Source organism: Corynebacterium flavescens, from assembly GCF_008693105.1.
Classification (GTDB): domain Bacteria; phylum Actinomycetota; class Actinomycetes; order Mycobacteriales; family Mycobacteriaceae; genus Corynebacterium; species Corynebacterium flavescens.
In genome coordinates, this window is the sequence record NZ_VXKK01000042.1 from 126,852 (window position 1) to 148,394 (window position 21,543).

At 62.4% G+C, this 21,543-nt stretch carries 18 protein-coding genes; 12 read left to right on the plus strand and 6 right to left on the minus strand.

Annotated elements, in window-relative coordinates; genetic code table 11:
• Window positions 1-4 precede the first annotated feature (4 nt).
• Entirely contained in the window at window positions 5-1,279 is a 1,275-nt protein-coding gene (gene dacB, locus F4V60_RS10790) for a D-alanyl-D-alanine carboxypeptidase/D-alanyl-D-alanine endopeptidase (protein ID WP_075730580.1), read from the minus strand.
• A gap of 83 nt (window positions 1,280-1,362) precedes the next feature.
• Here dacB and F4V60_RS10795 point away from each other — a divergent pair, with 83 nt between their 5' ends.
• From F4V60_RS10795 to F4V60_RS12895, 5 genes are all read left to right on the plus strand, one after another.
• Entirely contained in the window at window positions 1,363-1,836 is a 474-nt protein-coding gene (locus tag F4V60_RS10795; protein WP_075730581.1) for an inorganic diphosphatase, read from the plus strand.
• Window positions 1,837-1,881: 45 nt separating this feature from the next.
• On the plus strand, window positions 1,882-2,178 hold the full coding sequence (locus F4V60_RS10800; RefSeq protein ID WP_075730582.1) for a rhodanese-like domain-containing protein: 297 nt from the start codon (window positions 1,882-1,884) through the stop codon (window positions 2,176-2,178).
• Window positions 2,179-2,215: 37 nt separating this feature from the next.
• On the plus strand, window positions 2,216-2,674 hold the full coding sequence (locus F4V60_RS10805; protein WP_075730583.1) for a MarR family winged helix-turn-helix transcriptional regulator: 459 nt from the start codon (window positions 2,216-2,218) through the stop codon (window positions 2,672-2,674).
• A gap of 131 nt (window positions 2,675-2,805) precedes the next feature.
• Complete coding sequence (locus F4V60_RS10810; protein WP_232316029.1) at window positions 2,806-6,690, plus strand: Pls/PosA family non-ribosomal peptide synthetase; 3,885 nt, start codon at window positions 2,806-2,808, stop codon at window positions 6,688-6,690.
• Window positions 6,691-7,033: 343 nt separating this feature from the next.
• The gene (locus tag F4V60_RS12895; protein ID WP_255312469.1) at window positions 7,034-7,168 is read left to right on the plus strand and encodes a hypothetical protein; all 135 of its coding nucleotides are present in this window, start codon (window positions 7,034-7,036) and stop codon (window positions 7,166-7,168) included.
• Between the two features lie 114 nt (window positions 7,169-7,282).
• Here the strand turns inward: F4V60_RS12895 and ppk2 are convergent, their stop codons facing one another.
• The 5 genes from ppk2 to F4V60_RS10830 all read right to left on the minus strand — a co-directional run bounded on the left by ppk2 (window position 7,283) and on the right by F4V60_RS10830 (window position 13,251).
• Entirely contained in the window at window positions 7,283-8,182 is a 900-nt protein-coding gene (gene ppk2 / locus F4V60_RS10815) for a polyphosphate kinase 2 (RefSeq protein WP_075730585.1), read from the minus strand.
• A 154-nt stretch (window positions 8,183-8,336) separates the two neighbouring features.
• On the minus strand, window positions 8,337-8,471 hold the full coding sequence (locus F4V60_RS12900) for a hypothetical protein (RefSeq protein ID WP_255312468.1): 135 nt from the start codon (window positions 8,469-8,471) through the stop codon (window positions 8,337-8,339).
• 44 nt (window positions 8,472-8,515) lie between these two features.
• Complete coding sequence (locus F4V60_RS10820) at window positions 8,516-8,698, minus strand: hypothetical protein (protein WP_075730586.1); 183 nt, start codon at window positions 8,696-8,698, stop codon at window positions 8,516-8,518.
• Between the two features lie 616 nt (window positions 8,699-9,314).
• Complete coding sequence (gene groL, locus F4V60_RS10825) at window positions 9,315-10,976, minus strand: chaperonin GroEL (RefSeq protein ID WP_075730587.1); 1,662 nt, start codon at window positions 10,974-10,976, stop codon at window positions 9,315-9,317.
• Between the two features lie 286 nt (window positions 10,977-11,262).
• Window positions 11,263-13,251: an OPT family oligopeptide transporter gene (locus F4V60_RS10830; RefSeq protein WP_075730588.1), complete on the minus strand. Its 1,989-nt coding sequence runs from the start codon at window positions 13,249-13,251 to the stop codon at window positions 11,263-11,265.
• A gap of 162 nt (window positions 13,252-13,413) precedes the next feature.
• On the opposite strand from F4V60_RS10830, the gene F4V60_RS10835 reads away from it, so the two are divergent.
• The 7 genes from F4V60_RS10835 to F4V60_RS10865 all read left to right on the plus strand — a co-directional run bounded on the left by F4V60_RS10835 (window position 13,414) and on the right by F4V60_RS10865 (window position 21,541).
• Entirely contained in the window at window positions 13,414-14,769 is a 1,356-nt protein-coding gene (locus F4V60_RS10835; RefSeq protein ID WP_075730589.1) for a dipeptidase, read from the plus strand.
• A 310-nt stretch (window positions 14,770-15,079) separates the two neighbouring features.
• The gene (locus F4V60_RS10840; RefSeq protein ID WP_075730590.1) at window positions 15,080-18,055 is read left to right on the plus strand and encodes a Na+/H+ antiporter subunit A; all 2,976 of its coding nucleotides are present in this window, start codon (window positions 15,080-15,082) and stop codon (window positions 18,053-18,055) included.
• Entirely contained in the window at window positions 18,056-18,556 is a 501-nt protein-coding gene (locus F4V60_RS10845; RefSeq protein WP_075730591.1) for a Na(+)/H(+) antiporter subunit C, read from the plus strand.
• Window positions 18,549-20,360, plus strand: a complete 1,812-nt coding sequence (locus F4V60_RS10850) for a Na+/H+ antiporter subunit D (RefSeq protein ID WP_075730592.1) — start codon at window positions 18,549-18,551, stop codon at window positions 20,358-20,360. The genes F4V60_RS10845 and F4V60_RS10850 overlap by 8 nt, the downstream gene beginning before the upstream one ends.
• Complete coding sequence (locus tag F4V60_RS10855; protein WP_255312467.1) at window positions 20,350-20,889, plus strand: Na+/H+ antiporter subunit E; 540 nt, start codon at window positions 20,350-20,352, stop codon at window positions 20,887-20,889. The genes F4V60_RS10850 and F4V60_RS10855 overlap by 11 nt, the downstream gene beginning before the upstream one ends.
• Window positions 20,889-21,164 carry a monovalent cation/H+ antiporter complex subunit F gene (locus F4V60_RS10860; protein ID WP_075730593.1) on the plus strand — a complete coding sequence of 92 codons (276 nt, stop codon included), beginning with the start codon at window positions 20,889-20,891 and terminating at the stop codon, window positions 21,162-21,164. Before F4V60_RS10855 ends, F4V60_RS10860 begins: the two co-directional genes overlap by 1 nt.
• Window positions 21,161-21,541, plus strand: a complete 381-nt coding sequence (locus F4V60_RS10865) for a monovalent cation/H(+) antiporter subunit G (RefSeq protein WP_075730594.1) — start codon at window positions 21,161-21,163, stop codon at window positions 21,539-21,541. Before F4V60_RS10860 ends, F4V60_RS10865 begins: the two co-directional genes overlap by 4 nt.
• The last annotated feature ends 2 nt before the right edge of the window (window positions 21,542-21,543 follow it).

Here is a 21,543-nt window from a genome sequence, read left to right on the forward strand (position 1 = left end):
TCCTTTAGAAATCGTGCAAGGCTGCGGCGAGCCGGTCCTGGGCCTGGCGGGCGGCAAGCAGGTCCCCGTCATTGACCATGAAGGCGAAGGCGTAGACGCGCCCGGATTCTCCCTGCGCGGTGCCGGCCAGCGCCGAGGTGCCGGTCAGCGTACCCGTCTTGGCGCGGACGTAGCCGCGCGCCCCGGAGCCGGAATAGCGGTCATAGAGCGAGCCTTCGCCCCCGGCGATGGGGAGATAATCCAGGATGGGTCGCAAGGAGTCCTGGGTGACGGCATGCTGGGCAATCTGAGCCAAAAGGGCCGGGGGGATGCGGTTGTCTACGGAGAGACCGGAGGCGTCATTCAGCTCGACGCCGGCGGTATCAAACCCCTGTTCTTGCAGGCTGGCTAAGGTCGCCGCGGCGGTGCCGCTAAAGCTGGTCTCCTCGCCGCGCGAGCGGGCCATTTCGCGCCCGATGGCCTCGGCAGCGACGTTATCGGAGTGCTTGATCATGTGCTGCGCGCGCACGGATAGGGGCTGCGAGTTCACCTCCGAGAGGACCGCCGCGCCGGCTGGCGCCACCGCCACCCCAACTTTGTCGGTTCCCAGGCGCGTGGCGAGCTGACGCGCGACATCCAGTGCGGGCTCGTGACTGCGGGGTACATCGCCCTCGGTCTGTCCCAGGCGTGCGCCGTAGTACATCGCCGGCTCCATGGGGGCCACGTATCCCTCATCCACGTTGACGGGGTCCCAGCCTTTGCCCTCAGCGGGGCCCTTCCACACGGAGGTATCGATGGAGACGGACTCAGCATGGCCGATGGGCTCCGCCAGCGCGTCCAACTGCTCCGCGTCGAGCCACACGTCCCCTGAAGCCTTGATGATGACGTTGCCTTCCTCGGCGCCCTTGAGCACCTGGGTGCGCAGCCGCTCCGATTCATCGAGCTCCGCAGTCGCCGCGGCGATGGTGAGCAGCTTGGTGGAGGAGGCAGGAACGAGCGGGGTGCTAGCGTTCTTGTCCCAGATGACCTCGCCGGTGGTGGTATCGATGACTTGGCCACCAAAGGTGGCTAGGGCCTCGTCCGTGGAGAGCTCGTCCAGGCGAGCCTTGAGCGCGGCCAAGTCCACCTCGCCGGGGACGGCCTTCTGCAGCGCGGTTTCCGGCGCGGTCTCAGTAAACGGCGTGCCGTGATCCAAGTCCTCGTAGGTGTGCTGAACGCTTATTCCCAGGCCCACCGTGGCGGCGACGGCCGCGGTCACCAGCACCGCCGCGGACGTCCACCAAATCTGCTTCGCTTTCATCGCCTTTAACCCTAGCGCTCTTGGGCGACACGGTAGACTATTGGGAGCAATTGATAACCCACTTCCTTATGGAGGAATGCGCAGTGAGCGTTGAAGTAACCATCGAAATCCCCAAGGGCTCCCGTAACAAGTACGAGGTCGACCACGAGACCGGCAAGGTCTTCTTGGACCGCTACCTTTTCACCCCCATGGCCTACCCGGCTGACTATGGCTTCATCGACAACACCTTGGGTGAGGACGGGGATCCGCTGGATGCTCTCGTCATCCTGCCGGAGCCGGTCTTCCCGGGCGTCGTCGTCAAGGCGCGCATCCTGGGCGTGTTCAAGATGACGGATGAGGCCGGCGGCGATGACAAGCTGCTGTGCGTGGTTGATGATCCGCGCTGGGAGCGCTACCAGGACATCGATGATGTTGAGTCCTACCTCAAGGATGAGATCGAGCACTTCTTCGTCCACTACAAGGACCTGGAGCCCAACAAGGAAGTCACCGGTTCCGGCTGGGGCAACAAGGCCCAGGCTGAGAAGATTCTCGCCGAGGCCATCGAGCGCAACAAGTAGTAGGCACCACCGTATAAAGCGCGCCGGCCAGGTAGCATTGCGGGCATGGAAAGTATCAGCCCCAAGAATGTGCCTGCCGGCGCGCAGCTTATTGATGTCCGCGAAAATGACGAGTGGGCTGCGGGCCATGCCCGCGGCGCCACCCATATCCCTCTAGGGGAGCTCACGGACCGCCTTAAAGAGATCGATCCGGGTAAGGACATCTACCTCATCTGCCACTCCGGCGGGCGCAGCGCCCAGGCCGGGCAGTATCTAGAAGCCGCCTTGGGCTGGGATGTCATCAACGTTGAGGGCGGGACCCAGGCCTGGCGTGCCGATGGCCTGGCCATCGACGTAGATTAATTGGATTGCACCCATCATTTGAGATTATGATGGTGGGATGTCATCCACACCTGGTAGTGCGGTACCCACCGCCCTTCTCCAATCCCCCTCCTTCCAGCTCGAGCGCCTGCGCCGCCGCACGCGCGACGAGGTCGAGGCAGCGCTAGCCTCCCGCAAGACCTCCCTGCGCGAGTTCTGGGTCTTAACCTGTCTGGTCGAGGCGGACGCCGCCTCCCAATCCGCGCTCTCGGAAACCCTGGCCATCGACGCCTCGGATATGGTCCGCCTTATTGACGCCATCGAGGGCCACGGCTGGGCCAAGCGCGAGCGCGATCCCAAGGACCGCCGCCGCCAGATTGTCGCCTGCACCAAGAAGGGTGCCAAGGCCCACGGCGAGTTGGCCATCATCGTCTCCGAGGCCGAGGACGCAGCGCTCGACGAGTCCACGTCCAAGCAGCTCAAACACTTGCGCAAGCTCGCCAAGGCCATTATTGCCGCTGACGAGGATGAGGCATAGGCGCAATGGAATCGACTGAACCAGCGGAAAAAACGTCCGCCGGGCGCCACGCGCTGCCCGATGACCCCTTAGACCGCCGCGCACCCGGCGCGGGCTTGGTATTCGTTCCACAGCACTACCTGCGAGAGGATATGGCCCCACGCGAGCGCACGCTGTGGGACATCATCCGCGCCACGGCGCAGATGCACCCCGAGGCCGCCGCGCTGGACGACGGCGAGGTCCTCACCTACGCCGAACTCATCACCGACGTCGAGGCCTGGGCCGCTGAGCTGCGCGCCGGTGGCGTTCGCCGCGGCGATCGCGTGGGAATCCGCATGACCTCCGGGCGCCGCGAGCTCTACCTGGCTATCCTGGCCACCCTGGCCGCGGGTGCCGCCTACGTGCCTGTAGACGCCGATGATCCAGACGAGCGCGCCGAGATGGTATTCAGCGAGGCAGGGATCGACGGCCTCTTTAGTGATGAGGGCTTTAGGATGCTGCGCCCGCCGGCGGCAAAGAACAGGATGCTGCGCCCGCCGGCGGCAAAGAACGCGGCAACTCCAGCAGAAGCAGAAGATGGCTACCCCACCCCGGATGACACCGCGTGGATCATCTTCACCTCCGGATCGACGGGCAAGCCCAAGGGCGTGGCCGTTAGCCACCGCTCCGCCGCGGCCTTCGTCGACGCCGAGGCGGCCCTCTTCCTCGTTGACCATCCCCACGGCCCGCTCGGGCCTGAGGACCGCGTGCTCGCGGGGCTTTCCGTGGCTTTCGACGCCTCCTGCGAGGAAATGTGGCTGGCCTGGGGAAACGGCGCCTGCCTCGTGCCCGCTCCACGCTCACTAGTGCGCTCCGGCATGGACCTAGGCCCCTGGCTCATCCGCCGCGACATCACGGTGGTCTCCACCGTGCCTACCCTGGCTGGGCTATGGCCGGCGGAGGCGCTGGATAATATCCGCCTGCTCATCGTTGGTGGCGAGGCCTGCTCTCAAGAACTAGTCGAGCGCCTTGCCACCGCTGAGCGCGAGATGTGGAATACCTACGGCCCCACCGAGGCCACCGTCGTGGCCTGCGCCGCGCGCCTGCACCCGGGGCATCCTGTCTCCATCGGGCTGCCCTTAAACGGCTGGAATCTTGCCGTCATAGGCGGCGAGGGCTTCCCCGTTGCGGTGGGTGAAGTCGGCGAGCTCGTCATCGGCGGCGTCGGACTAGCGCGCTACCTCGACCCAGACAAGGATGCCGAAAAGTACGCGCCCTTGCCCTCCCTGGCCTGGGAACGCGCCTATCGCACCGGCGACCATGTGCGCTTAGAGGAAGACGGCCTCTACTTCGTAGGCCGTGTGGATGATCAGGTAAAGATTGGGGGGCGTCGTATAGAGCTCGGCGAGGTCGAGGCGCATGTCGCGGCCTTGGATAACGTCTACAACTCCGCCGTCGCGGTGCAAAAGACCCCGGGCGGGGAATCCGTGCTGGTGGGCTACGTTTCTTTGACGGATCCCACTGCCGACTTCGACCACGAGGTTGCCCACGCGCGCCTCGCGGAGACCATGCCTACCGCCCTCGTTCCGCGCATCTGCGTCATGGATGAGCTGCCCATCCGCACCTCGGGCAAGGTGGACAAGAAGGCGCTGCCCTGGCCTCTGCCCGGCGTCGGAGTCGACGCCACGGGGCTCAGCCCCACCGAGGCCTGGCTGGCGGGGCTCTGGGTCGACGTGCTCGGTGTCTCCGTGAGCGATGAGCACGCCGATTTCTTCTCCCTCGGCGGCACCTCGCTGGCTGCGGCCACGCTGGTGGGCCGCATTCGTGAGCGCTACCCCACCGTCGCGGTGCGCGATCTCTACGATCACCCGCGGCTCGGCGCCTTGGCGGAATCCATCGCCGGCGCGCAGCCGCGCCCTGTGACCACGCAACGCGAGGTTAAGAAGGTATCTGGCATCACGAGGCTGGCACAGACCGCTATCCAACTGCCCGTCATGACTCTGGCGGCAAGCACCTGGCTGGCCTGGCTGCTCTTGGGCTCGAACCTGGCTGCATTCGCCGGGCTGGACTGGGCGTTTTTCACCCCTTGGTGGCAGGTCATAGCGCTGCTCGTGGTCTTTGCCACCCCGCTCGGCCGTATCCCCTTAGGCGGTTGGGGCGCGCGGCTTCTCACCCTAGGAATCACTCCGGGCGACTATCCGCGCGGCGGGTCGGTGCATCTGCGCATCTGGGCCGCTGAGCGCTGGGCCGACGCCTCCGGTTCGCGTTCCATCGCGGGTGCCACGTGGGTCAATAACTACGCGCGCACACTGGGCGTGAAGGTGGGACGCGGCGTCGACTTACACTCACTGCCGCCGGTAACCGGGCTGCTCACCTTGGGCGATCACGCCGCCATCGAACCGGAGGTCGACCTGTGCGGCTACTGGCTCGACGGCGATATTCTCCATGTCGGCGCCATCACCGTGGCCGAGGGCGCCCGCGTGGGCGCTCGCTCCTCTCTGCTGCCTGGCACCGTCATCGGCGAGTACGCCCACGTGGAGGCCGGCTCTACCGTCACCGGTTCCAAGCGCATCAAGGATGGCCAGCGCTGGTCCGGCTCCCCCGCGAAGAAGGTGGGCCGTTCCAAGCACCGCTTCCCGGATCAGCCGCCCGCACGCCGTCCCTGGTGGGTGGCCATCTATGGTGCGACTTCCATCTTCCTCGCGTTGCAGCCCGTCATCGCGCTCGTCCTCGCGGCCTGCGCCACCATCGGCCTCGTCCACGTGACTGCGGGCAACCCCTACATCGGAGTCGTGCTCTTCGCGCCAGCCGGGGCGCTGGTGGCCTTCGCCTTCTATATGTTCCAAGTCTGGTTCGGCGTGCGCCTGCTCTCGGTGGGGCTGAAACCCCGCGTCGCTCCAGTGCGCTCGGCTCAGGGCTGGCGTTTGTGGGCCATCGAAAGGCTCATGGATGAGGCCCGCACTCAACTCTTCCCGCTTTATGCCTCCCAACTCACCCCGCTGTGGCTGCGCTCGCTGGGAGCGAAGATTGGCAAGGACGTGGAGATTTCCACCGCCGTGATGATCCCGGCGCTCACCGACATCAAGGATGGCGCCTTCCTGGCCGACGACACCATGGTCGGCGGCTACGAGCTCGGCGGCGGTTGGACCCTGACCGGCACAACCAAGGTGGGCAAGCGCTCATTCATTGGCAACTCCGGCATCGCCGGCCCTGGCCGCAAGCTCTCCAAGAACTCGCTGGTCGCCGTGCTCTCCTCGACGCCGAAGAAGACCAAGCCCGGCGCCAACTGGTGGGGTTCCCCGCCTGAGCGCATGCGCCGCGTCACCGCGCATATCGACGGTGTGGAGGGCGAGGCTTTAACCTACCGCCCCACATTCCGGGTCAAAGCCGCGCGCGGCATCGTGGAAACCATGCGCTTGCTCGCGCCCATGACCTCCGCGATGTTACTGGCCCTGACCTTGGGCGCGCTCTTCTTCGCCGTCACCCACTGGGGCTTGGCCGCCGCCTGGGCACTCTCCGGGCTTATCCTCATGGCCGTCGGCGCGCTCGCCATGGCCATTGCCGTGGCAGTGAAGTGGATCTGTGTGGGCAAGCAGGTCCCAGGGGATCACCCGCTGTGGTCTGGGTTCGTGTGGATCAACGAGCTTCAAGACGCGTTTGTCGAAGCCGTCGCCGCCCCCTGGTTCCTGCAGCACACCGCCGGCTCCGGGGAGATCAACCTCGGCCTGCGCGCGCTGGGCGTGTCCATCGGCGGCGGTGCCTGGATCGATTCTTATTGGTTCCCGGAGACCGACCTGTGCCGCGTCGGCGCTGGCGCAACCGTGGGCCCTGGCACAGTGGTGCAGACCCACCTTTTCCAGGACCGGGTCATGAGCCTCGATACCGTCACCATCGGTGCCGGCGCGACACTGGCCGCGCACTCCGTGGCACTGCCGGCCTCCACCATTGGCAACGCCGCCACCATCGGCCCCGGCTCCCTCGTCATGCGCGGCGACCGCGTGCCCGCCAACTCGCTGTGGCAGGGCAATCCCATCGAGCCTTGGGAGGCCAAGGGCTAGACAGGACCGCGGGGGAAGAATCACGTACACCACACAGAGGCGGAGATGCCAGGCGGACCCTCAACAACGGTGCTAGCCTGTTTTGTGAGCAAAAGTATGGGGCACGAGCGCTTACTCTTTCGGCGTTCCTGAGCCTCATTCTTTCTAGGCTCACCTACTTATTGTCTATCCTCTCAAGGAGTCGAAATACTATGACCAGCTTGGCATTTTCTTCCTTCGGCCTGTACAACATCCTGACCCGTCTCGGTCAGATGGCTGAGATCCCTGCCCTCGAGCAGTTCATTCAGTCCCTGCCAATCTAGGCCCTCATTTCTTTATCTCTACCCTTTCAAGGAGCATCCTTATGTCCATCATTACTTACGTTCTTTCTCTAGCCGCCAGCGCTGTCAGCCTGGGCCTGTCCTCTTTCGGCGTGTACTCCCTGCTGCTGGAGACCGGCAACATGGCTCCGATTCCCGCCATCGAGGCGCTTTTCTAAAGCACCCTTTACAGCACTTCGCCCGCGCGGCGAGGTGCTGTTTTTATGCCTCATACAAAGAAACCCCGCACCTTCCAGCGCTGGAAGATGCGGGGTTTGCGCTATAAAGGCGGCTTAATCACCAATTTGATCGCGCCCGCGCTTGACGATGTTCGCGTCAGGCTCACCCACCAAGGCATGGTCCTTGTTGGTGTATTCAAACTTCGAGAGCACGTAGCGCATGGCGTTGATGCGCGCGCGCTTCTTGTCATTGGACTTGATGGTGATCCAAGGAGACTCATCCGTATCGGTGTAGCGGAACTGCTCTTCCTTGGCGCGGGTATAGTCATTCCACTTATCCAGGGAGGCCAGGTCCATGGGGGAGAGCTTCCACTGACGCACGGGATCGATCTGGCGAATAGCAAAGCGGGTGCGCTGTTCCTTGCGCGTGACGGAGAACCACAGCTTGGTCAAGGAGATACCCGAGCCCAAGAGCATGTTCTCCAGCATGGGAACCTCACGCAGGAACTCCGCGTGCTGGGACTCGGTGCAAAAGCCCATGACGCGCTCAACGCCGGAGCGGTTGTACCAAGAACGGTCAAAGAAGACGATCTCTCCGCCGGCTGGGAAGTGCTGAATATAACGCTGGAAGTACCAGGAGGTGGACTCACGCGGGGAGGGCTTCTCTAGCGCCACAGTGCGCGCGCCGCGGGGGTTAAGGTGCTCGTTGAAGCGCTTGATGGTGCCGCCTTTGCCGGCGGCGTCACGGCCCTCAAACAAGATGATGTGGCGCTGGCCAGTCTCCTTGGTCCAGTTCTGCCACTTCAGCAACTCAATCTGGAGTGCGCGCTTAATAACCTCGTATTCATCGCGCGACATGCGCTCTTCGTAGGGGTAATTCTCACGCCACGTCTCGATGGGCGAGCCATCCGGCATGATAAGTGAGGGGTCATCTTCATCAGAACCATCGACGACGTAGCCGTCAGTTTGCGCCAGGTCGATCTCGGGGAGTTCGTCGTCTTTACTATGAGCCATAAGGGACAGTTTAGCGGTCAAATCACGCTATGGCCTGCTGAACCTACCAATACTCTACGTTTACCCCTCCCCTATCCCCCGCACCCACACATACAAAAAGAGCCCCACCAGAAGGCGAGGCTCTAGAAATTATCGCCGCAGCGATAAGGAGTGCTTAGGCGATCAGGCCGAGCAGGTCAGAAAGACCCTTAGCGAGGGTGATCAGCGGTCCGAAAGTCTCAGACAGAATCTCGAAAGCAGTGCTGATGATGGTGAATGCGCCGGAAGACAAAGATGAAAGGTCGGTCATTTGAAACTCCTTGAAGTGTAAAAGTGATTAGGTGAAGGTTTTACTTAAGCGTCAGCTTCAGAAGACAAAGACGAGAAATCCTGAAGTGTTCCCTCTCCTACGTAGGAGGTGACCTCGAAGAGGTTCTTGAAGCCGTCGAACGCGTTCAGCCCCTCAAATACCTTGCCCCAGCCTTCCCAGGTGGTGACGAAGTTGTCGAGGTGATCGATGATGGTGGAGAGATCCATGTGAACTCCTAAGTAGATCCGAGCTTGCGCCCGTATGGTTTACGGTTTTACCGACACCCACAGCGGGCGTCACAAGAAGTTATTCTTGCACACCCTCAACAAAAATCAAGACGAAATTACGATTAGATTTCTTTACTGTATCGACGCTGATTTGAAACCAGAGATAGTGAGCCAACACACAGGAACTGCCCAGCTTTTCCTTTAGCTGGGAAAACTAACCTTCCAAGGTTACATTCTCCTGAAATTAGTTCTAACTCGGTAACGTGTTGGCAACGAACTGCGATTGCGTCTTATTTGAGATCTTTTTCCTTAGACAAGTTTTTCTTAGCTTTTCAACTCCCCGACTTAGCCCATTTTGGGGGTAAGTTATGACCATTGGGCAGTTGAGGAACTCGGCCGACCGGCCTTGTTATAGATAAGACTGGGTCAAGTTGACTGTTTCCGCCACTTTTTCGTCGCAAAAGTGTTAGCGGTGTGACGCAAGTGATTTGGTGGAGGCTGGATGCGTCCCTAAAGACGGCGGCCTTAAAACGAGAAGAGCCGCCTTCCTACGCTTTGCAGGAAGGCGGCTCTTGGGGAATGGGGCTTTAAGTGCCCTAGACACCCTGGGTGGGGACTAGAAGCCCATTCCGCCCATTCCGCCCATAGCGTCAGCGTCAGGCATGCCTGCGCCAGCACCAGCGCCGGCCGGCTGCGGCTTGTCAGCAACAACGGCCTCGGTGGTCAGGAAGAGCGCAGCGATGGAAGCGGCGTTCTGCAGTGCCGAGCGGGTGACCTTAACCGGATCATTGATGCCGGCCTCCATGAGGTCGACGTACTCGCCGGTGGCGGCGTTGAGGCCCTGGCCATTAGGCAGGGAAGACACCTTGTCAGCCACGACGCCGGGCTCTAGGCCAGCGTTGTGAGCAATCTGCTTGAGCGGCGCAGAAAGGGCCTCACGGACGATCTTGACGCCGGTAGCCTCATCGCCGGTGAGATCAGAAAGGCTGTCGAGTGCAGCAGCTGCGTGGAGCAGAGCCACGCCGCCGCCGGCGACGATGCCCTCCTCGACTGCGGCCTTGGCGTTGCGCACGGCATCCTCGATGCGGTGCTTGCGCTCTTTGAGCTCAACCTCGGTTGCGGCACCGACCTTGAGGACAGCGACGCCGCCGGAGAGCTTAGCCAGACGCTCCTGGAGCTTCTCACGATCGTAATCGGAGTCAGAGTTCTCGATCTCAGCGCGGATCTGCTTGATACGGCCGTCAATCTTTTCCTGATCGCCGGCACCCTGAACGATGGTGGTGTCATCCTTGGTGACAACGACCTTGCGTGCCTGGCCGAGGTACTCGAGCTCAGCGGTCTCAAGGGAAAGGCCAACCTCCTCAGCGATGACCTGGCCGCCGGTCAGGATAGCCATATCCTGCAGCATGGCCTTGCGGCGATCGCCGAAGCCTGGAGCCTTAACGGCAACAGACTTGAAGGTACCGCGGATCTTGTTGACCACGAGGGTGGACAGGGCCTCGCCCTCGACATCCTCGGCGATGATGAGCAGCGGCTTGCCGGACTGCATGACCTTCTCCAGCAGCGGGACGAGGTCCTTGATGTTGGAGATCTTGGAGGACACGAGGAGGATGTACGGATCTTCGAGGACGGCTTCCTGGCGCTCCATGTCAGTGGCGAAGTAGCCGGAGATGTAGCCCTTGTCGAAGCGCATACCCTCGGTGACCTCGAGGTCAACGCCGAAGGTGTTGGACTCCTCGACAGTGATGACGGAGTCCTTGTTTACCTGGCCGTTGCCCACGGTGTACATAGCCTCAGCGATCTTGGCGCCGATTGCAGGGTCAGCCGCGGAAATACCGGCGGTGGTGGCGATCTCTTCCTGGGTCTCAATCTCCTTAGCGGAGGCGAGCAGGGAGCCAACCACTGCCTTGGTGGCGGCCTCGATGCCGCGCTTGATGCCCATGGGGTTAGAGCCAGCAGCGACGTTGCGCAGTCCCTCGCGGACGAGTGCCTGAGCCAGAACGGTAGCGGTGGTGGTGCCGTCACCTGCTACGTCATCGGTTTTCTTGGCAACTTCCTTGACCAGCTCTGCGCCGATCTTCTCATATGGGTCTTCGAGCTCAATCTCGCGAGCGATGGAGACACCGTCATTGGTAATGGTCGGGGCGCCCCAGGACTTCTCCAAAACGACGTTGCGACCCTTGGGGCCGAGGGTGACCTTAACTGCATCAGCCAGGGTGTTCAGGCCACGCTCAAGGCCACGCCGCGCCTCTTCATCAAAGGCGATGATCTTTGCCATGGTATTTGTGCTCCTTAAAGTTTATGAGGACGACACTCGCGTCAATCTTTACGGCCGCCCGCGACGGCATGGCTGGTGAGTGCTATTCCAGCCTCAACCGTAGAGATACAGATTATCTAGCACTTGCCCTTAGGGAGTGCCAACGACCATTCTGGCACTCGTTTAACGCGAGTGCAAGGTGGGACATGGAACTGACCGCATGCCCTCAGCGAACACTCATTGGGTCATAAAAAATCGCCTTCCCACCACGCAAAATCTGCGTGAAGGAAGGCGAAGGTTTCGAGTTCTAATTCTCCGCGCTGGCGCGGCGCCTGGTCCAGAAGTAGACCAAGGAGATGCCGGCGACGAAGAGGATGATGCCGACGATGTCACTGAGCTTGCCGCCGGGGAAGATCTCCAGAGGGGAGGCTCCACCGGCAGCAGCGATGATGCCGGCGTTGACCACACCGAACAGGGACTCGCCCACGATAAGGCCGGTGGCCAGCAAGGTTCCCATGCGCTTTTTAAACTCGGGGCGTTCCTGCCTGGCAGCCCAGCGATCGTAGAACTTACCCAAGATGGCGCCGATGGGGATGATGACGGTCAGCGAGACGGGCAGGTACATACCCATACCCACGGCCAGCGGGGACAGCGAGTACTTATCGGTGGTCTTGCGCAAAACCTCATCAATAATAATAAGGACTACGCCGATGCCGACGCCGGTGAGAATAAGGTTCCAGTCCAGCGAGTTATCGAAGATGCCCGATGCCACCGAGGACATCAGCGCCGCCTGCGGGGCAGCCAAGGCATCCGGGCCGGCCCCTTCCATGCCTTGGAAGCCGAAGCCGGTGAGCATGACCTGCAGGATGGGAGGAATGACAACGGAGCCAAAGAGCACGCCGATGATGAGAGCAACCTGCTGCTTCCACGGGGTCGCGCCGACGAGCTGGCCGGTCTTGAGATCCTGCAAGTTGTCATTGGAAATGGTGGCAATACCGAAGACGATGGCCGCGGTAAAGAGCGTATAAGCCACGAGCGAGAGCGGCTCCGCGTCAGTTCCGCGGGTCACCGCGGCGATGAGCAGCGAGGCCACCAGCACGGCGATGATACCCACCGAGGAAATCGGGGAGTTCGAGGCGCCGATGAGTCCGGCCATGTAGCCACAGACCGAGGCAATGATGAGTCCGACCAAAAGGGTGAAGGCCACGGAGACCACAAGAAGGACACCCATGTGCTGGTGAATATCCGTGCCGGAGACGAAGTTCCACAGCAGCCCTGCGATAGGAATCATCAGCACAATGATGGCACCGATGACATAGGGGAAGGGAATATCGCGCTCAGTGACGTCGACAACTTGGCCGGCCCTGCGCTGGCGCGAGGAAGCAAAGGAGGCGCTGATGCCACGCGCAATAGGACCGGCGATCTTGATGAGGGTCCAGATGGCGGCGATGGCCATGGTGCCCACGCCGATGAAGCGGATCTCGGAAGAGAACACGGAATCAACGACGTCGCCCAGCGCGGTGATGTCGCTGATGCCATCGACCAAACCCGAGGTGTGCATGGGCAAGAGAATGAAGAAGGAGATGACCACGCCGACGAGCATGGCAATACCAACGGGCAGGCCCACGAGGTGACCGACGCCGATGAGCGCCATGGACAGACTCGTGCCCATGGTGGTGGCGCCAGCGCCGACCTTGAAGTAGGTTGCCACGGAGCTCGCGGCCGCCTTCGTCGCGGCCAGCAGTGCCATAACGGCGGAAACGATGCCGCCCATCAGGATGACCTTGAGACCCTGGGCGTTTTCAGCGTGGTTGGCGCCATCGCCGTCATCATCACCGACGCGCAGGACCTCGGCGGCGGCGACGCCCTCCGGATAAGGAAGATCGGAACCGGTCACAAGCGCGCGACGCAGCGGAATCGAATACATGACGCCGAGGACGCCACCGATGGCACAGACCGCGGCGGTCTCCCAGAACTCGAAGCCCGACCAATAGCCCACCATGATAAGGCCCGGCAGGACGAAGATGATGGCCGAAAGGGTACCGGCGGAGGAAGCGATGGTCTGGACGATGTTGTTTTCTTTGATGTTGTGCCCGGCGAACTTGCGGAGCACAGCCATGGAAATCACCGCCGCCGGAATCGACGTGGCGAAGGTGAGCCCGACCTTGAGGCCCAGGTAGACATTAGCGGCCGTAAAGACCAAGGTTATAAGGCCACCGATGATGACGCCGCGCAGCGTGAGCTCGCGCAACGGGGTGGTCTGAGAACCAGTGGCGGAGGCAGTATCGTGCGCCATGCCAGGTCCTTTCTTTAGATAGACAGGTTGCCGCGGCCTCAAAAAGAGACGACGACAGTTGTAGAACAGAAAAAGTCTATTCCTCTCTTACTGAGATCTCACATTGTGGGCATAAGCAGGAGGCTCGGCACCGCTGTCGGCGTGCGGGGTAGGTTAGTGACCATGACTACAATTCCTGAACTAATTTCCGCAGACCGCCCGCGTATCTTCGAACAGCTCAGCGCGCTGGTCTCCTTCCCATCCGTCCACGCCGCCCCTGGGACCGAGGAGGCCAATGCAGCCGCCGCTGCCTGGGTAGCGCAGGCCTTTGAGGAGGCCGGAATCAAGATGGAAGCGATCACCACCGTCGATGGCTCAGTAGCGCTTGTGGGCGAGCGCGCCGGAGACCCCGCGGCCAAGACCGTTCTTCTCTACTCCCACTATGACGTGGTGCCCGCAGGGGATCGCGCGGCGTGGGTGAGCGATCCTTTCACCTTGACCGAGCGCGCCGCGGACGATGGCAGCACCCGCTGGTATGGGCGCGGCGCGGCTGATTGCAAGGGCAATGTCGCCATGCACCTGGCTGCACTGCGCGCCCTTGAGACCACCGGCGGCACCAAGCTCAACCTCAAGGTTCTCATCGAGGGCTCCGAGGAGCGCGGCGGCGAAGGGCTTTCCGCCCTCATCGAGGAAAAGCCCGAGCTTTTTACTGCCGACGCCATCCTCATCGCCGATGCCGGCAACGCCAAGCTGGGCCACCCCACCTTGACCACCTCCCTGCGCGGGGGCGGGCAGATCCTCGTTACCGTAGACACGCTGGCAGCAGGCGTACACTCCGGCCAGTTCGGCGGCGCTGCCCCGGATGCGGTTAAAGCTCTCATGCGCGCACTGGATTCCCTGCATGATGAGGCCGGACGTCTGCAGATTGACGGCATTGACACCAGCGCCATCTGGGAAGGCGAGGCCTATCCGGTCGAGGATTTCCGCGCCGACGCCCAGATCCTCGACGGCGTAGACGTCATGGGCACCGAGCAGGATGCGGTGGCAGATTTCCTGTGGGCCCGCCCGGCGGTATCTATCACCGGTTTTAGCTCCACGCCCGTTGCCGAGGCCGTCAACGCTGTGGCGCCGACCGCCAGCGCCAACCTCAACCTGCGCGTTCCCGCCACCATGGATCCGGATGCGGTCGCCGAGGCGCTGGTCAAGCACATCGAGGCGCACGTGCCTTGGGGCGCACACGTCACGTGCGAGATCCTTGAGGTCAACCGCGGCTTCGAAACCGATCCCACCAAGCCGGCACTGGCCACCCTCGGCGAGTGCCTGGCGGAGGCTTATGGCCGCGAGGTGACCCAGATCGGCATGGGTGGGTCCATCCCCCTGACGGTGGAGCTGCAGGAGAAGCACCCCGCCGCGGAGATCGCCCTCTTCGGTGTCGAAGAGCCCAAGGCCACCATCCACTCCGCCAACGAGTCGGTTGACCCGACGGAGATTGAAAAGATCGCCATCGCGGAGGCACTGTTCCTCCAGCGCTACGCGTAGAGAGTAGGTGGCGCCGAACCGGTGCAAACGAGCCTATATATAACAGTATATTTAGAGTTATCTTTGATCAGTGTGAAATCAGTGCTAACATCGGCACCATTGGTAGCACCGTGATCGACTCTCCTCGCTGGTCTCGCGTGCGCTCGGGAAGTCTTTCTTAAGGCAACCGCGCGCAGCGGGAATCTCTCTTCGCACCCTCTCCGCCTGCCACGGTGGCAGTCGCTCACGGGGTCACGCCTACAGGGATCTGTAAACCGCAGTTCTTGCACCCCGCACTTCGAAACCTCGAAAAGGAGCGCAGAATACCGCCGTGCTGACATTGATGGGCGCCCTTCTGGTTGCCACCGCCATCGCGCCTTTCCTCATTTCCGCATTGGGCAGGCCGGCTTTTGGTTTGCTCGCCTTAGTCCCGGGCGTCGGATTCTTCTGGACGCTCCAGAAGCTGGTTGACGGCGCCTTCGCCGACGGAAACACGCTGCGTTTCGACATCGCGTGGATGCCCGCAGCCCACCTCGATCTCAGCCTGCGCATGGACGGGCTCTCCGCCCTCTTCTCCCTCATCATCTTGGGAGTGGGCGCGTTGGTCATGCTCTACTGCTGGGGCTACTTTGATCAAACCCCGCGCCGCCTATCCCTCTTCGCCGGCGAGATGATGGCCTTCGCCACCGCCATGTACGGCCTGGTCATCTCCGATTCCTTCCTGCTGATGTACGTCTTCTGGGAAGTCACCTCCCTGCTGTCCTACCTCTTGGTCAGCTACTACGGCGAACGCGCCTCCTCCCGCCGCTCCTCCCAGCAAGCACTCATGGTCACAGCTCTCGGCGGGCTCGTCATGCTCATGGGCATCATCCTGCTCGGGCGCCAGACCGGCATGTGGAGCTTCTCCGAGATCGCCGCCATGCCGGATGTGGTGCAGACTCCGTATATCACGGTCGCCATCGTGCTCATCCTGGCCGGAGCTCTGTCCAAGTCCGCCATCGCGCCCTCACACTTCTGGCTGCCAGGGGCCATGGCCGCACCCACCCCGGTCTCGGCATACTTGCACTCGGCAGCCATGGTGAAGGCAGGCATCTACCTCGTTGCGCGCCTGGCGCCTGAGTTTCACGTGGTGACCACCTGGCACCTCGTGGTCATCCCGCTCGGCGTCTTCACCATGCTGCTCGGCGGCTGGATGGCGCTCAAGCAGAAGGACTTGAAGCTCGTTCTGGCCTATGGCACCGTCTCCCAGCTGGGCTTTATTACCTCGATCATGGCTATTGGCTCGCGCGAGGCCATGCAGGCGGGCCTAGCCCTGACCTTCGCACACTCCCTGTTCAAGGCGGCGCTGTTCATGATCGTCGGCGCCATTGACCACAGCGCCGGCACCCGCGACATCGACAAGCTCTCCGGACTCGGGCGGCGCCAACCGCTGCTCTATGGCCTAGCCATCATCTCCGGGCTGTCCATGGCGGGCATTCCCCCGCTCTTTGGCTTCGTCTCCAAGGAGGCCGTGCTCGAGGCCATCATGCATGAGGAACTCCTCGTCGGCATGCCGCGCAACCTGCTGCTCGTCGGCGTGGTCCTGGGATCCATCCTGACCATGGCCTATACCCTGCGCTTCCTGTGGGGTGCCTTCGCCACCAAGGACCGGGAGGCAGGGGCCTCTGAGGCCGTGCGCAAGATGCACCCGGTGGGCCTTTTGCTCTGGCTTCCCCCGGGAATCTTGAGCGCCCTAACCATATTCTTTGGTCTGCTGCCCACGCCCTTGTCTTCCGCCATCAACCAGCACCTCAACTCCGTGTTTGGGAGCGCGGAAAAGACCTACCTCTCCCTGTGGCATGGCTGGACCATCCCGCTGGCGTTGTCGGCCTTCATCGTCGCGATGGGAATCATCCTGCACTGGCAGCGCCAGGTGCTGGTGAAGTGGCAATTTACCTACCCGGCCCTCGGCTCGGCGGACAAGGCCTATGACACCGTCATTAACTCTCTGCGCAACCTCTCGCTGCACACCACCGCCTCGACGCAGCGCGGCTCCCTGCAGCTCAACCTCACGGTCATCTTCGCCACGTTGATGATCTTGCCTGTCATCATGCTCATCAACGGTGATCTCACCAATGTGCGCATGATCGTGGCCGAGAACCCCTGGCAGATGGTGGCCGCGCTCATCATGATGCTCTCCGCCATCGCCGCTACCTCCATGGATAACCGCCTCTCCGCCGTCATCATTGTCGGCGTCACCGGCTACGCGCTCGCCTTCGTCTTTGCCCTTCACGGCGCCCCGGACCTGGCGTTGACGCAGCTGCTGGTGGAGACCATCATCATGGTCTTGTTCATGTTGGTCCTGCGGCGCATGCCCGCACAGACGGATTGGAAGCAAAACCCCGAGACCTCGCGCCTGCGCGCCTGGCTGGCCGTGGGCGTGGGGCTCTCGGTCACCCTGGTTGGCATGTACGCCATCAACGCGCGCACCGCTCGCCCCATCTCCGAGTTCATGCCGGAGCTAGCCAAGGAGATCGGCCACGGCGCCAACGCCGTCAACGTCCTCCTCGTTGACATCCGCGCCTGGGATACCTTCGGCGAGATTTCCGTGCTGGTCATCGCCGCCATCGGCGTGGCCTCCCTCATCTACCGCACGCAATCCTTCAGCCGCTCCTCGCGCCGGCCCACCCTGCGGGTGACTGGTCGGCGTTGGCTGGCGGCCGGGGTCGAATCCGAGCAGGCGCTTAACCGCTCGCTGATGATTGACGTAACCACCCGCGTGCTCTTCCCCTCGATGATGGCGCTCTCGCTGTACTTCTTCTTCGCCGGCCACAACGCCCCCGGCGGCGGTTTCGCCGGCGGCCTCGTCGCCGCCCTCGCGCTTATCCTGCGCTACCTCGCGGGAGGGCGCGCTGAGCTTGATGAGGCGCTGCCTATCGACGGCGGACGCACCATGGGCACCGGCCTCATCCTCGCCGCCCTAGCCGCCATCGTGCCGATGTTCTTCGGCCGCCCGCCTCTCACCACGGGCTACAACAAGATAGCGGTTCCGCTTATCGGGGATGTCTCGCTGCCTTCCGCGCTCATCTTCGACGCTGGGGTTTACCTCGTGGTGGTGGGGCTCACGCTCTACATTCTCAACTCCTTGGGTGCGCGCCTCGACATCGAAGAGGAAGGCCGTAAGCAGCGTGCTCGCGACCGCGCCCGCTCCCTGGCCCGCCGTCAGCGTCAGCGCGAAGCCGCCGCCAAGGTTCAGAAGGCCAAGAAGGCCAAGGCTGCCGCTGGTGCAGCCACAGCCTCAACCGCGACTGAAGGAAAGGAGAAGTAGATGGAAGCCAATCTCTTTTTGCTCCTCGCCTCCGGGGTGTTGGTGGGCTGCGGGGTCTACCTCTTGCTCGACCGTGCAATGACCAAGATGGTGTTGGGTCTCCTTCTCATCGGCAACGGCGCCAACCTCCTGCTCTTGCAGGCAGGCGGGCAGGCCGGTTCCCCACCTATCGACGGCCGCGAATCCCATCCCTACGGCGAGCAGATTGCTGATCCGCTCGCGCAGGCGATGATTCTAACCGCCATCGTCATCTCGATGGCCATGACCGCATTCATCCTGACCCTGGCCTACCGGCAGTACCGCTACCGCACGGCTGATGTCTTGGAAGACGACACAGAGGACACCGCTATCGCCGCCATCGCCGCCCGCCCGGGCAAGGCTTCCGCCGCGCCGGACCACGACGCCTCCAATGACCCGGCCACCGGCCGCGCCACCAAAGAGGGCGATCAATTCGGCCCCGAGTTCTTCGAGGAGCCAGTAAAGGGGGCCAGCGATGACTGAGTCTGTCACCCCGCTTGTCGAAGCCCTCTTGCCCTACATCGGCTACATCATCGCACTGCCGGTTCTCATCCCGGCCTTCGCCGCCGCGTTAGCGCTCCTTTTTGCCAAGGCGCCCAACGTGCAGCGCCAGATTGCTTTCTTCTCCCTGCTGAGCCTCGCTGTGGTCAACGCCGCGCTCATCGTGGTGGCGGATACCGCCGGCATTCAGACCCTGCAGGTCGGCGGTTGGGACGCCCCGGTCGGCATCACGCTCGTCGCTGACCGGCTCTCCTCCGTGATGCTCTTTACCTCGGCCGTGGTGCTCTTTAGCGTGATGTGGTACGCCATTTCCCAGGGCATCCGCGACGGATCCAAGGACGAGCCGGTGGCGGTGTTCTTGCCCACCTACATGCTGTTGACCATGGGCGTGAACGTCTCCTTCCTTGCGGGAGACCTCTTCAACCTCTACGTCGGCTTTGAGATCTTCCTGGTCGCCTCTTATGTCCTGCTCACTCTCGGCGCCTCCCCGGCCCGCGTGCGCGCCGGCGCCGGCTACGTCATGGTCTCCATGGCCTCCTCGCTCATCTTCGTCATCGCCCTGGCCCTGGTCTATGCCTCGGTGGGCACGGTGAACATGGCGCAGATTGGCCTGCGCATGGAGGAGATTCCCGCCGGCACCCGTGCCGCGGTCTTCGCCGTCTTGCTCATCGCCTTCGGCATCAAGGCGGCCGTCTTCCCGCTCGATGCCTGGTTGCCGGACTCCTACCCCACCGCGCCTTCCCTGGTCACGGCCGTCTTCGCGGGTTTGCTGACCAAGGTCGGCGTCTATGCCATCATCCGTGCGCGGACCTCGATATTTACCGCCGGGGAGCTCGATTCCCTGCTCATGTGGGTGGGCCTGGCCACCATGCTGGTGGGTATTCTGGGCGCCATCGCGCAATCAGACATCAAACGTCTGCTTTCCTTTACCCTGGTCAGCCACATCGGTTATATGATCTTCGGAGTGGCCCTGGGCACCGCCCAGGGTCTTTCCGGCGCCATCTTCTACGCCGTGCACCACATCTTGGTGCAGACCGCCCTCTTCTTGGTCGTGGGCCTCATCGAGCGCCAAGCCGGGACCTCCTCCCTGCGCCGGTTGGGCTCCCTCATCTACACCGCGCCGCTGATTGCCATCTTGTACTTCATCCCGGCCGTCAACCTGGGCGGCATCCCACCCTTCTCCGGCTTCTTGGGCAAGATCCTGCTCATCCAGGCCGGCGCCAATGCGGGCACGTGGCAGGCGTGGGTGCTTATCTCCGGCGCTATTGCCACCTCGCTGCTCACCCTTTATGTCATGATGCTGGTCTGGGCCAAGGGCTTCCTGCGCGATCGCGCGGATGCCCCAGAGGGCAACAAGGCCATGGCGCAGGTTTCTCCGCTGGCAGATGTCACCGACGAGATCGAGTTCGAGTCCCGCAAGGACTTCGGCCGCCTGCCCTTCGGCATGGTGGCCTCGACGGCGCTTCTCGTGGCCGCATCCACCTCGATTACCTTCCTCGCCGGCCCTATCTCTGGGGTCACCAGCCGCGCCGCGGAATCTGCCCAGGATCGCAGCATCTATCAATACGCTGTGCTCGGGGACACGGCTGATAATCCCACTCGCCACCTCGATCGCAAGGATCACTACGACGATGACGCGGATTCCATAGGCAACCGCAAGCACCTGCTGCCGGATCCAGAGCCCGGAATCTCTGCTACTTCTACAGCACGGGCCACGTCTTCCGCACCTTCGCCTAGCAGTGAGGCCAGCGAGCCACAATCTCAGGAGGCCGACCGTGAGCAGTAACCGTTATGGAATCCACTTCCAGGGCTTCCGGCACCGCTTCCGCCCGTGGTTCATTGTCTGGCTCACCGTCATGTGGTGTCTGCTGATGGGGGATGTCAGCTGGGCAAATGTCTTCGGCGGGCTGGCCGTGGGCTGCCTCATCGTATTCCTCTTGCCGCTGCCGGCCATGCCGGTGGCGGGGATCTCCATCTCCTGGGGCGAGTTCATCCGCTTCTGTTTTCGGTGGGTGGCTGATCTCTTCTACGCCTCCGTGAAGGTGGCGTGGCTGGCCATTCGCCCGCAGGCCCCACCGAAGACGGCGATCCTGGAGCTGCCCATGCGGCTGGAGAACGAGTTCATCCTTTCCCTGGCCGTGACGTTGTATAACCTGCAACCAGGCGGAACCGTCACGGATATTGACATTGCCAACCGCATGCTCACCATCCATGTTCTCGACGCGGACTCCGATAGCCACCTTGAGCGCGAAATCGCCGCCGTCGCCCGCCTCGAAGCCTCGCTCATCTCCATCTTCGAAAGGAGCCACCCCTAATGGATGATTCCCTCTACAATGCCATCCTCACCGTGGCCGCGCTGATGCTCGTCATCGCGTTTCTCATCCTGACGTGGCGCATAGTCTCTGGGCCCAACTCCCTCGATAGGCTCGTGGGTATGGACGGCTTCGTCGCCATCTTCCAGTGCTCGCTGGCAACCTATATCTGCTGGTCTTTGAACACCACCGTAGCCAATGCCATGCTGGTCATCGCGCTCCTGGGCTTCATCTCCACCGTCTCGGTCACGCGCTTTCGCAAGAGGGATAGCCAATGAACATCGAACTCATCACCGACATTCTCTCCCTAGTATTCATCCTCGCCGGTTCTGCCTTCGCGCTCTCTGCTGCCATAGGAGTGGCGCGATTCCGCGACACCATGTCGCGGGTGCACTCGGTATCTAAGCCACAGACCACTGGACTCATCCTCACCATCATCGGCGCGCTTATTCGCGTTGTGGGATCAGGGACTTTTAGCATTGCCGAAAAAGGTGACTTAGGAATACTTATGTTGCTGGTAATCTTTGCCATGATTACCAGTCCGGTCACCGCCCAGCGGATCTCGCGCATCGCGCGCCGCGAAGGACTGTACGGCACGGATGGCTCCATGTCGCGCAATGACCGCCCAGCTGGCAAGTCTTTGCGCAAAAAGTAAAA

Coding starts and splice junctions, on each gene's coding strand:
- dacB (WP_075730580.1), bottom strand. CDS start 1,279: ATGAAAGCGAAGCAGATTTGGTGGACGTCCGCGGCGGTGCTGGTGACC.
- F4V60_RS10800 (WP_075730582.1), top strand. CDS start 1,882: ATGGAAAGTATCAGCCCCAAGAATGTGCCTGCCGGCGCGCAGCTTATT.
- F4V60_RS10805 (WP_075730583.1), top strand. CDS start 2,216: ATGTCATCCACACCTGGTAGTGCGGTACCCACCGCCCTTCTCCAATCC.
- F4V60_RS10810 (WP_232316029.1), top strand. CDS start 2,806: ATGGCCCCACGCGAGCGCACGCTGTGGGACATCATCCGCGCCACGGCG.
- F4V60_RS12895 (WP_255312469.1), top strand. CDS start 7,034: ATGTCCATCATTACTTACGTTCTTTCTCTAGCCGCCAGCGCTGTCAGC.
- ppk2 (WP_075730585.1), bottom strand. CDS start 8,182: ATGGCTCATAGTAAAGACGACGAACTCCCCGAGATCGACCTGGCGCAA.
- F4V60_RS12900 (WP_255312468.1), bottom strand. CDS start 8,471: ATGACCGACCTTTCATCTTTGTCTTCCGGCGCATTCACCATCATCAGC.
- F4V60_RS10820 (WP_075730586.1), bottom strand. CDS start 8,698: ATGGATCTCTCCACCATCATCGATCACCTCGACAACTTCGTCACCACC.
- groL (WP_075730587.1), bottom strand. CDS start 10,976: ATGGCAAAGATCATCGCCTTTGATGAAGAGGCGCGGCGTGGCCTTGAG.
- F4V60_RS10830 (WP_075730588.1), bottom strand. CDS start 13,251: ATGGCGCACGATACTGCCTCCGCCACTGGTTCTCAGACCACCCCGTTG.
- F4V60_RS10835 (WP_075730589.1), top strand. CDS start 13,414: ATGACTACAATTCCTGAACTAATTTCCGCAGACCGCCCGCGTATCTTC.
- F4V60_RS10845 (WP_075730591.1), top strand. CDS start 18,056: ATGGAAGCCAATCTCTTTTTGCTCCTCGCCTCCGGGGTGTTGGTGGGC.
- F4V60_RS10850 (WP_075730592.1), top strand. CDS start 18,549: ATGACTGAGTCTGTCACCCCGCTTGTCGAAGCCCTCTTGCCCTACATC.
- F4V60_RS10860 (WP_075730593.1), top strand. CDS start 20,889: ATGGATGATTCCCTCTACAATGCCATCCTCACCGTGGCCGCGCTGATG.
- F4V60_RS10865 (WP_075730594.1), top strand. CDS start 21,161: ATGAACATCGAACTCATCACCGACATTCTCTCCCTAGTATTCATCCTC.